The 12154-nt window shown below is 66.6% G+C and carries 14 protein-coding genes; 7 read left to right on the top strand and 7 right to left on the bottom strand.

Annotation, left to right across the window (positions count from 1 at the left end):
- Nucleotides 1-64: 64 nt before the first annotated feature.
- The 5 genes from ACAW63_RS06695 to nudE form a co-directional block, all read right to left on the bottom strand.
- A complete protein-coding gene (locus ACAW63_RS06695) occupies nt 65-406 on the bottom strand; it encodes a multidrug transporter (RefSeq protein WP_275609762.1) in 342 nt (113 codons plus the stop codon).
- Between the two features lie 83 nt (nt 407-489).
- The gene (locus ACAW63_RS06690) at nt 490-1068 is read right to left on the bottom strand and encodes a lysophospholipid acyltransferase family protein (protein ID WP_371232564.1); all 579 of its coding nucleotides are present in this window, start codon (nt 1066-1068) and stop codon (nt 490-492) included.
- Between the two features lie 82 nt (nt 1069-1150).
- Nucleotides 1151-1963, bottom strand: a complete 813-nt coding sequence (gene mutM / locus ACAW63_RS06685) for a bifunctional DNA-formamidopyrimidine glycosylase/DNA-(apurinic or apyrimidinic site) lyase (protein WP_371232562.1) — start codon at nt 1961-1963, stop codon at nt 1151-1153.
- 123 nt (nt 1964-2086) lie between these two features.
- A complete protein-coding gene (gene cysQ / locus ACAW63_RS06680; protein ID WP_371232560.1) occupies nt 2087-2905 on the bottom strand; it encodes a 3'(2'),5'-bisphosphate nucleotidase CysQ in 819 nt (272 codons plus the stop codon).
- Nucleotides 2905-3471 carry an ADP compounds hydrolase NudE gene (nudE, locus tag ACAW63_RS06675; RefSeq protein ID WP_371232558.1) on the bottom strand — a complete coding sequence of 189 codons (567 nt, stop codon included), beginning with the start codon at nt 3469-3471 and terminating at the stop codon, nt 2905-2907. The genes cysQ and nudE overlap by 1 nt, the downstream gene beginning before the upstream one ends.
- Nucleotides 3472-3596: 125 nt before the next feature.
- Between nudE and yrfG the strand changes: the two genes are divergently transcribed.
- Nucleotides 3597-4259 carry a GMP/IMP nucleotidase gene (yrfG, locus tag ACAW63_RS06670; RefSeq protein WP_371232557.1) on the top strand — a complete coding sequence of 221 codons (663 nt, stop codon included), beginning with the start codon at nt 3597-3599 and terminating at the stop codon, nt 4257-4259.
- Between the two features lie 47 nt (nt 4260-4306).
- On the opposite strand, the gene lysM is transcribed toward yrfG, so the two are convergent.
- Nucleotides 4307-4744: a peptidoglycan-binding protein LysM gene (lysM, locus tag ACAW63_RS06665; protein WP_275609756.1), complete on the bottom strand. Its 438-nt coding sequence runs from the start codon at nt 4742-4744 to the stop codon at nt 4307-4309.
- Nucleotides 4745-4897: 153 nt separating this feature from the next.
- On the opposite strand from lysM, the gene ACAW63_RS06660 reads away from it, so the two are divergent.
- The 6 genes from ACAW63_RS06660 to ACAW63_RS06635 all read left to right on the top strand — a co-directional run bounded on the left by ACAW63_RS06660 (nt 4898) and on the right by ACAW63_RS06635 (nt 11212).
- On the top strand, nt 4898-5794 hold the full coding sequence (locus tag ACAW63_RS06660; RefSeq protein WP_371232555.1) for a LysR family transcriptional regulator: 897 nt from the start codon (nt 4898-4900) through the stop codon (nt 5792-5794).
- 98 nt (nt 5795-5892) lie between these two features.
- Nucleotides 5893-6741, top strand: a complete 849-nt coding sequence (fdhD, locus tag ACAW63_RS06655) for a formate dehydrogenase accessory sulfurtransferase FdhD (RefSeq protein WP_371232554.1) — start codon at nt 5893-5895, stop codon at nt 6739-6741.
- A 47-nt stretch (nt 6742-6788) separates the two neighbouring features.
- The gene (locus ACAW63_RS06650; protein ID WP_371232552.1) at nt 6789-9110 is read left to right on the top strand and encodes an FdhF/YdeP family oxidoreductase; all 2322 of its coding nucleotides are present in this window, start codon (nt 6789-6791) and stop codon (nt 9108-9110) included.
- A gap of 498 nt (nt 9111-9608) precedes the next feature.
- Entirely contained in the window at nt 9609-10103 is a 495-nt protein-coding gene (locus ACAW63_RS06645; protein ID WP_275609752.1) for a glycine zipper domain-containing protein, read from the top strand.
- A 122-nt stretch (nt 10104-10225) separates the two neighbouring features.
- Nucleotides 10226-10687 carry a glycine zipper domain-containing protein gene (locus ACAW63_RS06640; protein WP_371232549.1) on the top strand — a complete coding sequence of 154 codons (462 nt, stop codon included), beginning with the start codon at nt 10226-10228 and terminating at the stop codon, nt 10685-10687.
- A 165-nt stretch (nt 10688-10852) separates the two neighbouring features.
- Nucleotides 10853-11212: a hypothetical protein gene (locus ACAW63_RS06635; protein ID WP_371232547.1), complete on the top strand. Its 360-nt coding sequence runs from the start codon at nt 10853-10855 to the stop codon at nt 11210-11212.
- A 506-nt stretch (nt 11213-11718) separates the two neighbouring features.
- Here the strand turns inward: ACAW63_RS06635 and ACAW63_RS06630 are convergent.
- The gene (locus tag ACAW63_RS06630; RefSeq protein ID WP_371232545.1) at nt 11719-12153 is read right to left on the bottom strand and encodes an acyl-CoA thioesterase; all 435 of its coding nucleotides are present in this window, start codon (nt 12151-12153) and stop codon (nt 11719-11721) included.
- Nucleotide 12154: the final 1 nt, after the last annotated feature.

The following is a 12154-nucleotide window of genomic DNA, read 5'->3' as shown; positions in this document are numbered from 1 at the left end:
CGCATCGCCGAGGATGCGTTCGCTATCACGGGACGGCCGAAGCAGCCGTCCCCGAGGGCAGGACTCAGTCCTGCTTGTAGCCGCTCTTGGTGCAGCCCAGGCAGCGAACGAAGGCGGACTTGCCCGGCTCGACCACCAGCGCCTGGCCCGCTTCCTTGACGTTGCCACCCAGCGCACTGAACGGCAGGGTCACCACGAACGCCGCGGCCCCCACCACGGTGGCGGCGATCAGCAGCGGACGGGCGAAGATCAGGTCGCCCATCATGGCGTAGCCGGGCGGAGCCTCGACGGTGTAGATCGGGTCGCCGCTGGTGCTGGAAGCCACCACTTCTTCGGCGACGGCCGGCATCGCCGACAGCCCGCAGGTCAGAGCCAGGACAACGGCGGTGGTGCGAAACAGGTTCATGGAGAGAAGTCCTTTTTATGTAGTTGGGCAGGCAGACTGCCATTAACTATAACAGTGCTCCGTGACTTGTCGCGTGACAGCCTTCAATCGCCGAAGAATGCATATTCAGGCTTTTTCGGCACGAACGGCCGGTAGAAATCCAGCATCCGCCGCAGATCGGCCGCCTCGTCCCCCGTCGGCCAGAAAGGCTCGCCGATGACGATGCGCCGCCCCGGATAATCCAGCGCGGCCAGCACGATGGGCACGCCCGCGCCACGGGCGATGTGGTAGAAGCCCATCTTCCAGCGCTCGACCTTCTTGCGGGTGCCCTCCGGCGAGAGGATCAGCATCATCTCGCGGCTTTCGCGGAAGGCCTGCACCGCCTGGTCCACGGTATTGAGCTTGAGGTGCCGCTGGATCGGGATGCCGCCCCAGCGACGCATCAGCCCGCCCAGCGGGCCACTGAACAGGGTGTGCTTGCCGAACCACCGCGCGTTCAGGCGCAGCACGAACTTGGCGGCGAGGAACAGCATGAAATCCCAGTTGGAGGTGTGGTGGGCGCCGATCACCACGAACTTGTCGAGGGCGGGCAGCGAGCCCTCGATGCGCCAGCCCGCAACGCGCAGCATGGCATGGCCGAGCGCCTCGGCCAGCGGATTGCGGGGCAGATAATTACCGGACATGAATCACCTGGTGGCCCCCTCGAGAGGGGCCATTGTTGTTATGGATTATTTTAGAGCGACAGATTAACGGGGGGCGCGAGTGTCAACGTTGGCAGCGCGGACAGTACACGCTGGCGCGCTGGCCGAGCCGGACCTCGCGCAGGGTCGAGCCACAGACCTTGCAGAACTCGCCGCCGCGTCCGTAGACGAACAGCTCCTGCTGGAAGTATCCCGGCTGGCCGTCGCCGCCGACGAAATCGCGCAGCGTGGTGCCGCCACGCTCGATGGCGATCGCCAGGATGCGTTTGATCTCCTGCGCCAGCTTCAGGTAGCGGGCACGGGAGATGGTACCGGCCTCGCGGCGCGGGTCGATACCGGCGGCGAACAACGCCTCGGTGGCGTAGATGTTGCCCACGCCGACCACCACCGCGTTGTCCATGATGAAGGGCTTCACCGCCATGCTGCGGCCGCGGGACATCTGGTACAGCCGCTCGCCCTCGAAGGCGTCGGTCAGCGGCTCCGGGCCGAGGTGGCGGAGCAGTTCGTGCTCCAGCGGCGCCTGGCTCCACAGCAGCGCACCGAAGCGCCGGGGATCGGTGTAGCGCAACGCCAGGCCCGACTCCAGCTCGATGTCCACATGCTCATGGCGCGCCGCCGGCAGCCCGCACTCGACCAGGCGCAGGCTGCCCGACATGCCCAGGTGGCTGATCAGCGTGCCGACCTCGGCATTGAGCAGCAGGTACTTGGCCCGCCGTTCCACCTGCAGGATGCGCTGCCCGGAGAGGCGCACGTCGAGGTCCTCGGGGATCGGCCAGCGCAGTCGGCGCTCGCGGACGATCACGCGACTGACGCGCTGGCCTTCGAGGTAGGGCGCGATGCCCCGGCGGGTGGTTTCGACTTCGGGTAATTCAGGCATGGATCACGACGATAGAAGAAGGTCTTTGTAGGAGCGAGCTTGCTCGCGAACGGGTCGACCGGCAACACCGGCGTCAGGCTGGTTCGCGAGCAAGCTCGCTCCTAGGCAAAGCAGCAGGGCCAATCAGTCCAGCGCACGCGCCAGCTGGATCAGCTCCTCACGCCATTCCGCGGCCTTCGGCAGGGCGAGGAACGACGGATTGAGCAGCGTATCCCGCGCCTCATAGGTGAAGGCCTGGCCATGCAGGTCGAGCATTTCGCCGCCGGCGCCTTCCAGGACGCCCTGGGCCGCCGCCGTGTCCCACTGCGAGGTGGGCGCCAGGCGCGGATAACAGTCCGCCGAGCCCTCGGCCAGCAGACAGAACTTCAGGGAACTGCCGATATTGGCCAGCTCCAGATCGCCGAAACGCTCCGCCAGGCCGGCCAGCAGGCGCTCCTGGGCGGGACTGGAGTGGCGCTTGCTGGCCACCACGGTGAAGGCTTCGGTCGGGCTGACCCGCACGCTGATTTCCTGCGGATCGCCACTGCGCTCCTCGCGCCACGCGCCGAGCCCGGTGCCGCCGTAGTAGCAACGGCCGCTGGCGGGGATGCCGACGACACCGAACACCACCCGACCGCGCTCGATCAGCGCCACGTTGACGGTGAACTCCTCGCTGCCGGCGATGAACTCCTTGGTGCCGTCCAGCGGGTCCACCAGCCACCAGCGCGTCCACTGGGCACGCTGCTCAAGCGGGATGTCGCAGTCTTCCTCCGACAGCACCGGCACTTCCGGCGCCAACGCGCGCAGGCCGTCGGCCAGCAGGCGGTGGGCAGCCAGGTCGGCGGCGGTCACCGGCGACGCGTCGGCCTTCTGCTCGACGTTCAGATCACTGCGCCAGAACGGCAGGATCACGTCGCCGGCCTTGTGCACCAGGTCGATGACCGCGGGAAGAAAGGCATGCATCACGGTTGGTACTCTCCTCGTTGGGTCAACAGGTCGCGCACCAGATAGAGCGCGGCCAGTGCGCGTCCTTCGCTGAACTGGGCATGCTGGGCGAGGCTGGACAGCTCCCGCAGACTGATCCTGTCCACCCGCATCGGCTCCGGCTCGTCGCCGGGCAGGCTTTCGGGATAGAGATTGCGCGCCAGCACCACCTGGATGCGCTGGCTCATGTAGCCGGGCGACAGCGACAGTTCGGTGATGTGCTCGAGCTGGTGGGCGCCGTAGCCGGCCTCCTCCTTGAGCTCGCGGTCGGCGGCGGCGAGGATGTCCTCGCCCGGCTCCACCAGCCCCTTGGGCAGCGACAACTGGTATTCGTCGACCCCGGCGCAGTATTCCTCGACCAGGACCACATGCTCGGCGTCGAGCATCGCCACCACCATCACCGCGCCATAGCCCTGCCCCTTGCCCACCAGCCGCTCATAGGTGCGCTCGACACCGTTGGAGAAGCGCAATTGCAGCTCTTCGACGGCGAACAGTCGGCTTTTGGCGACGATCTCGCGGGCGAGCACCGTGGGTTTCTGACGCATGGGGCGACTCCTGGGGGTGGCCGGGTCGGCTATGATAACCCGCCTTCTCCGATTGTCCGTGTCGGATGTTGCGCGGAGCCTGCCGATTCACTGCGCAATTACGACACCCTGTTACCGAGCCCACCATGCCAAGCCTGCCCTGGTCAGCCATCGATACCGTCCTGCTCGACATGGACGGAACCCTGCTCGACCTGCACTTCGACAATCATTTCTGGCTCGAACACCTGCCCCAGCGCTACGCCGAACACCACGGCATCAGCCGCGAGCAGGCCGACGCCGAGCTGCTGCCGCTGTTCCGCGAGCATGCCGGACAACTCAACTGGTACTGCCTGGACTTCTGGACCCGCGAGCTGAAGCTGTCGGTCCGCGACCTCAAGCGCGAGGTGGCCCACCTGATCGCCCTGCGCCCGGATGCCGACCTGTTCCTCGCCGCGCTGCGCCTGCACGACAAGCGCGCGGTGCTGATCACCAACGCCCACCGCGACTCGCTGTCGCTGAAGCTGGAACGGGTCGAGCTCGCGCCCTGGTTCGACCGCCTGATCAGCTCCCACGACTACGGCTACCCCAAGGAAGATCCGCAGTTCTGGCAGGCGCTGCACGCCGACATCGGCTTCGACCCGGCGCGCAGCCTGTTCATCGATGACAGCCTGCCGATCCTGCGTGCGGCGCGGCAGTTCGGCGTCGGCCATCTGCTGGCGGTGCGCCAGCCCGACAGCCGTGGCGGGCCCAAGGACACCGAGGAGTTCGCCGCCCAGGACAGCTACCGGACGCTGATCGAAGGGCTCTGACTCCCGCTTGGCGAAAAAAGCCCGGCACCGGGCCGGGCTCCTGGGCGTTACGCCGGAATCCGCAGCACCTGGCCGGGATAGATCTTGTCCGGATGGCTGAGCATCGGCTTGTTCGCCTCGAAGATCTTCATGTAGGCGTTGGCGTTGCCGTACTCGGCCTTGGCGATGGCGCTCAGGGTGTCACCCTTCTTCACGGTGACGAAGCGCGCCTCCGGGGCCGGCGTGGCGACGGTGATGTGGTCTTCCACGCCGGAGACACCCGCGACGTTGCCCAGGGTCAGCAGGATCTTCTCCTTCTCCTCCTGGCTGGCCACCTCGCCGGTGGCGATCACCTTGTCGCCCTCGACACTGACCTGGATGTTCGGGTTGCCCAGGCCGACCTTGGCAATATGCTCCTTGAGCGATTCCGCCGCCTGCGCCTCCTGGCCCACGATGCTTTCCCACAGCTTCTCGCCGGCTTCCTTCACAAAAGCAAAAATGCCCATTTCCAATCTCCCTACGGTTACAGTGACAGGCGGCCGGCATTGGGCCGACCGCGTGCGCTAGGAGTCTAGTCGGCAAGATTGGCAACGCCCGCCGGATTATTCCCAGCCCGGCCTTTTTACTGACTGAAAGCCGCCTCCCGGAGCCATCCCACGATGGACATCAAACAGCTCAAGTTCCTCTGCGCCCTCGACGAGACGCGGCATTTCGGCCAGGCGGCGGCGCGCTGCCACGTCACCCAGCCGACCCTGTCGATGCGCCTGCGCAGCCTGGAGGAGGAGCTGGGCCTGGAGCTGGTGCGGCGCGGGCAGCGCTTCGAAGGCTTCACCGAGGCCGGCGAGCGCGTGCTGGCCTGGGCCCGCAGCCTGCTGGCCGCCCACGACGGCCTGTACGCCGAGGCCGCCGCCTGCCGGGGCCAACTGGTCGGCACCCTGCGCCTGGGGCTGGTGCCGCTGGCGGGTTTCGACCCCATGCGGCTGATCGAGCTGTTCGCCCAGCGCCACCCGGAGCTGCGCTTCCAGCTCTATGCCCTGAGCTCGGAAAACATCCTCGAAGGTCTTGGCCGCAACCAGCTGGACCTCGGCCTGTCCTACCTCGACCGCCTCGACCGTGAGCACTTCGAAGGACTGGAACTGGCCGGCACGCGGATGGGCCTGTTGCACGACCGCCGGCACTTCCAGTTCGCCAGCCCGACCCTCGGCTGGGACGCCCTGGCGGACCTGCCCCTGGGCCTGCTGTCGACCGGCATGCATTTTCGCCAGTCCATCGACCATGGCTTCCGCAGCCGTGGCCTGACACCCCGGCCGCGCCTGGAAACGGACGCCGTGCACCAGTTGCTGCAAGCCGTGGAGCGCGGCCTGTGCTGCGCGATCATGCCGCTGGGCAGCGGACTCGACGCCCAGGGCGAGCACTTCGCCCTCACCCCGATAGAGGACGCCCGCACCCTCTCCCCGCTGGGCTTGATCATTCGCCGTGGCGAGCCGCGCTCGGCCCTGGCCGAAGCCTGCTTCCGCGAAGCGGCCACGCTGCTGGACGGCTCTCCGGCGGAGTGATAGATGGCGTCGATCACGGTATCGAAACTACCCATTAGACGCTTCCCGCGTATCGGCCTAGTCTGGCGCTATTACTAGAGAACCATAGGGCTCAGCCCATGCCTTGCTTGATCGCCCGCCCGGCCGCCGCCGAGGTCCGGGCTCCCGACACGTCCGCCGACGCCGCCGTCGACGGCTACACCTACGCCGAACTCACCCCGGAAAGCGACATCGGCAGCGCCCCACTGGCCGACGAAGTCGCCCTGGCCATCGCCTACAACGGCCTCAGCCAGGCCGTGATGATGGTCTCGCCGAACGATCTGGAAGATTTCGTCCACGGCTTCAGCCTTGGCGCCGGTTTCATCGAGTCCATCGACGACATCTATGACATCCGCCTGACGCCCCACGGCGATGCAATTGCCGCCGAGGTGCAGGTCAGCAACCGCGCCTTCTGGGCGCTCAAGGAGCAGCGGCGCCAGCTGGCCGGCAATACCGGCTGCGGCCTGTGCGGTGTCGAGGCGCTGGACCAGGCGCTGCCGAACCTGCCGGTACTGCCGTCTGCACCGCTACCACCCGCCGCCCACCTGGCCGGCCTGCGCGAGCGGGTGAACGCCGCGCAGGAAATCGCCCGCCGCAGCGGCGCCGTGCACGCCGCGCTGTTCGTCGACGGCAGCGGCGAGATCCGCCTGTGCCGCGAGGACATCGGCCGGCACAACGCCCTCGACAAGCTGATCGGCGCCCTCAAGCGCCAGCGCCTGGACCTCCGCGACGGCTTCGCCGTGGTCACCAGCCGCTGCAGCCTGGAGCTGATCCACAAGGCCCTGCGCGCCGGATTGCCCACCCTGGTCAGCCTGTCCGCGCCCACCGCGCTCACCGTGCAGTGGGCCCGCGAGCACAACCTGAACCTGATCCACCTGCCCCACCGCAGCGCCCCGCGCGTCTACAGCCCGGCGCCGAAAGCCGTCTGACCGCCCCCTGAAAAAGCGCCGCCGCCGTCCTTCAAGAAAGAGCCCACATGAGCCTGCAACCCGTAAAACCCCGCTACCAACCCTACAAAGGCCCGGCCGCCGGTTGGGGCGCGCTGATCAGCGTCACCCGCTTCTGGCTGGACAGCAAGCAGCCGTTCAAGAACCTGCGCGCACTGCTCAAGACCAACCAGAGCGGCGGCTTCGACTGCCCCGGTTGCGCCTGGGGCGACTCGCCCGAGGACGGTCGGGTGAAGTTCTGCGAGAACGGCGCCAAGGCAGTGAACTGGGAAGCCACCAAGCGCCGCGTGGACGCTGCCTTCTTCGCCCGCCACAGCGTCAGCGCGCTGCGCGAGCAGAGCGACTACTGGCTCGAATACCAGGGCCGCCTGACCGAGCCGATGCGCTACGACCCGGCCACCGACCGCTACCGGCCGATCGCCTGGGACGACGCCTTCGCCCTGATCGCCGAGCACCTGAACGCGCTGGAAAGCCCCGACCAGGCCGAGTTCTACACCTCAGGCCGGGCCAGCAACGAGGCGGCCTTCCTCTACCAGCTGTTCGTCCGCGCCTTCGGCACCAACAACTTCCCCGACTGCTCGAACATGTGCCACGAAGCCAGCGGCGTGGCCCTGGGCGCGAGCGTGGGTGTCGGCAAGGGCACCGTGACCTTCGACGACTTCGAGCATGCCGACGCAATCTTCGTGTTCGGCCAGAACCCCGGCACCAACCATCCGCGCATGCTCGAACCGCTGCGCGAAGCGGTGCAGCGCGGTGCCCAGGTGGTCGCCTTCAACCCGCTCAAGGAGCGCGGCCTGGAGCGTTTCCAGCACCCGCAGAACGCGCTGGAGATGCTCACCAACGGTTCCGAACCGCTGAACACCGCGTTCTTCCGCCCGGCGCTGGGCGGCGACATGGCCGCGGTGCGCGGCATCGCCAAGTTCCTCCTGCGGTGGGAGCGCGAGGCCCAGGCCAAGGGCGAGCCGGCGGTGTTCGACCACACCTTCATCGCCGAGCACACCCAGGGCGTCGAGGCCTACCTGGCCGCAGTGGACGACACCAGCTGGGACCACATAGTCCAGCAGTCGGGCCTGAGCCTCGACGAGATCGAGCAGGCGGCGATCATGTACCGCCGCGCCGAGCGCGTGATCGTGTGCTGGGCCATGGGCATCACCCAGCACCACCATTCGGTGCCGACCATCCAGGAACTGGTCAGCCTGCAACTGCTGCGCGGCAACGTCGGCCGCCCCGGCGCCGGCCTGTGCCCGGTGCGCGGCCACAGCAACGTGCAGGGCGACCGCACCATGGGCATCAACGATCGCCCGCCGGCAGCCCTGCTCGACGCCCTCGAACGCCGTTTCGACTTCAAGGTACCGCGCAAGCACGGCCACAACACGGTCGAGGCGATCGAGGCGATGCTCAAGGGCGAGGCGAAAGTCTTCATCGGCCTGGGCGGCAACTTCGCCCAGGCCACCCCGGACAGCGCGCGCACTCACCGCGCCCTGGAGCGCTGCGCACTGACCGTGCAGATCAGCACCAAGCTCAACCGCAGCCACCTCACCGTGGGCGGAGACGCGCTGATCCTGCCCTGCCTGGGCCGCACCGACATCGACCGCCAGGCCGAAGGCCCGCAGGCGGTGACCGTGGAAGACTCCTTCAGCATGATCCACGCGTCCTTCGGCCAGCTGGAGCCTTCCTCGAAGCTGATGCGCTCGGAACCCGCCATCATCGCCGGCATCGCCAAGGCCGCCCTGGGCAACCACCCGGTGGACTGGGACGCGCTGATCGCCCACTACGACCGCATCCGCGACCTGATCGCCGACACCATCCCCGGCTTCACCGATTTCAATCGCCGCGTGGCGCACCCCGGCGGCTTCCACCTGGGCAACACCGCCGCCGACCGGCGCTGGAACACCGCCAGCGGCAAGGCCAACTTCCACGACCAGCCGCTGCCGGCGGACCTGGTCCACGAGAAGGTCCGCCAGTCCGGCCAGGAACCGCACCTGATCCTGCAGACGCTGCGCTCCCACGACCAGTACAACACCACCATCTACGGCCTGGACGACCGCTACCGCGGAGTGCGCGGCCAGCGCGAGGTAGTGTTCGCCAACGAAGCGGACATCCGCCGCCTGGGCTTCGAGCCGGGCGAGAAGGTCGACATGGTGTCGCTCTGGGCGGACGGCGTGGAGCGCCGGGTCAGCGGTTTCACCCTGCTGGCCTATGACATCCCCAGCGGGCAGGCGGCGGCCTACTACCCGGAAACCAACCCGCTGGTGCCACTGGAAAGCCACGGCGTGGGCAGCTACACCCCGACCTCCAAGTTCGTCGCCATCCGCTTCGAGAAGGCCCGACCGAGCCTGCGGATCGTTTGATGTTGTGCGGCAAGCCGGGGCCTGTGCCTTCTGTGGGCCCCGCAGGGCGTACAACCGTTCGCGGTTGTACGCCGATACACCTTGATTATCAGTTGCCGCGTGGGCGGGCTCGGGGCGTTCGGTGACAGGCCGCCAGGTTGAAGACCGGGCCAGCGGGAACCACGGTCAAGCGGCGTATAACGTCAAACGTCATACGCCCTACGTTCCTGCGAAAAATCCGCCGAAGCACGTCCCACAGGAGGAGGTTGAAAGGTAAACTCGGAAGGGACGGGCCTGTCGCGTGAAAAGCCATCATTGCAATGGCACTTTGCGTGAAAAACACACACAAAACAGAACCCTGGAATAACACTCAGACCGCGCAAAATCGAAAAAGTTCTGACCTTAAATCAAATACTTGCATTATTTGATGAAAGTCGTGTTATTCGTCGGAAGTACCTTGCCAGAGCCTTCGCACGACCCGAGGATCGCTTCCAACATCCCCACAGAGAGATCCTCTCTATGAAATACTCCTCGATGCTCCTGTTGTCTCTTGCGCTGGTTGGTGGCACCGCCTTCGCGGACGGCGACACCCGTGCCGGCGTCGGTGGCGCCCTGGGCGGGGTATTGGGTTCGGTCATCGGCCAGTCGGTCGGTGGCAGCACCGGCGCCGCCATTGGTAGTGGTATCGGCGGTGCGGCCGGTGGTGCGGTCGGTGCCCGCCATGGCAACAAGACAGAAGCCGCCATCGGCGGTGGCCTGGGCGCAGCCGGCGGCCAGGTGATCGGCAACAAGATGGGCGGCACCACTGGCGGTCTGATCGGCGCGGCCCTGGGCGGCGGCGCGGGCGGCGCGCTGGGCAACCACTACGCCGACAACAACCGCGACGACGACGATGATGACTACCATCACGGCTACCGTCGTGCCCGCTACTACGACCGCGGCGACTGGCACGATAACGGCCGCCATCGCGGCTGGTACAAGCACAAGCACCATCGTCGCCATTGGGACGATTGATTCGCGGCAGGCAAACCGCGATCAGTCCACGGAAATGATGACTGACAGCCGGGCAGGCGTTGCCCGGCTGTTTTGTGTGCGGGACAATTTCCCCATCCCATTCCTAAATTCAGGTTCGCAAGATGCGTAAGACTCTTTCTGTTCTGGCGCTGGCCCTCCTGGCCAGCCAGGCCAGCCAGGCCATGGCCGATGACACCAAGGCTGCCATTGGCAGCGGCGTAGGCGGTGCCCTGGGCAACGTCGTGGGCGGCGCCCTGGGCGGCTCCACCGGTGCGGCCATTGGCGCGGGCGTTGGCGGCGCGGCCGGCGGCGCGATGGGCGCGAAGAACGGCAACAAGACCGAGGCGGCCATTGGCGGCGGTCTTGGCGCCGCGGGCGGCTCGGTGATCGGCAACAAGGTCGGCGGTTCCACCGGCGGCACCATCGGCGCAGGCCTGGGCGGCGCCGCGGGCGGCGCGCTGGGCAACCACATGTCCGACAAGAACAACGATGACGATGATGACCACGATGGCCATCACGACAACGGCTACCACAAGGCCAAGGGTCACCATAAGCACAAACACAAGTATCACGACGACGATTGATGCTGCGTTGAGCCCAGAAAGAGCCCGCCTTCCGGCGGGCTCTTTCATTTCAGGCCTGGCGAACCGAGAGCAGCGCGCTCAGCTCGACCGGTGGCCGCCCTACCATCCGGCGCGCCTGGTATAGGCTTGCGGGTGAAGGATCACTGCCTACAAGGAGTTCTTGTCGTGAAAGTTGCTGCTGGACTGTTCCTGCCCCTGTTCATTGCACCCTGCACTCAGGCGGCGAATTGGCAGGTTTGCCGGATGGAGGTGGAGATCACCGGGAGGGTGACCCAGCCCCACCCTGCCCTGAAGGGACGGGTGGAGTCGGTGAAGGCCCAGCCGGCGTCGACCGAGTGCCCGATTCGCGGCGAAGTGATCGCCTTCGCGCCGGAGAGCGCCGATTACCAGAGCATGATTGCGCGCAGGCACTGGCCCAAGCCGGGCCAGCGGGTGTGGATGCGCTATCAGTACCTGGATGGGGAGTGCAAGAACGACGGCAATCCCAAGCCCTGCCGGATTCAGCATTACCCGATGGGATGGTGAGGCGCTGCCCTTTCCATGTGACATCGCGCCTATCGCGGACAAAGTCCGCTCCTACGGGAGCAGAGTGCCGCGCTCTGGCTCTGGCTCTGGCTCTGGCTCTGGCTCTGGCTCTGGCTCTGGCTCTTTAAGACTTCCAGAGAAATCTCCGCGCACGCCGGAACGCCCCTTCAGGAGGCCGAGTGGAATCGGAGCTTCAGGGGTTGAGCGGCATGGATGCCGCGAGAGCCGCGATGGGCCAGGGATGGCCCTTCGCGGCGTGCCCCTGAAACTTCGATGGAGCGAGGGGACCCCGGCGAAGCCGGGGCCGGATGCAGGGACAAGCGCTTTGGTTACTTTCTCGCGTTTGAGAAAGTGACTCGCCCGAGGGGGCGAAACAAAATCTCTCAGCACACGCCGAAGCGACGCAGAAACACCCAAAGCCAAGGCGGCGGATAACGCCAGAGGCGTTATTCGCCCTACGAAGAGCAAGAGCATCGCGGACGGAGTCCGCTCCTACGAAACACCGTTCAGGCGCGGAGCAATACTTCCATCGCCTCGCGCAACGGCGCGGGAATCGGCACCGGACGATTGCTCGCGCGATCCACGAACACGTGCACGAACCTGCCCGCCGCACAGGCCAGGTCTTCACCTGCGCGGAAGATCGCCAGCTCGTACTGCACCGAGCTGCTGCCCAGCTTGCCTACCCGTAGGCCGACCTCGATGCGCTCGGGGAAGGCCACGGGCGCGAAGTAGTCGCAGCTGGAACTGACCACGAAGCCCACCACCTCGCCGTCGTGGATATCCAGGCCGCCGCGCTCGATCAGGTAGGTGTTCACCGCCGTATCGAAGAAGCCGTAGTAGGTCACGTTATTCACATGGCCGTAGATGTCGTTGTCGTGCCAGCGAGTGGTGATCGGCTGGAAGTGTGCGTAATCGGCGCGGCTGGGGTGCTGTTCGCTCATC

This window comes from Pseudomonas sp. QE6 (genome assembly GCF_041379005.1).
Lineage (GTDB): Bacteria > Pseudomonadota > Gammaproteobacteria > Pseudomonadales > Pseudomonadaceae > Pseudomonas.
The sequence above is the reverse complement of the archived record's forward strand: the minus strand, read 5'-3'. Positions and strand labels throughout refer to the sequence as shown.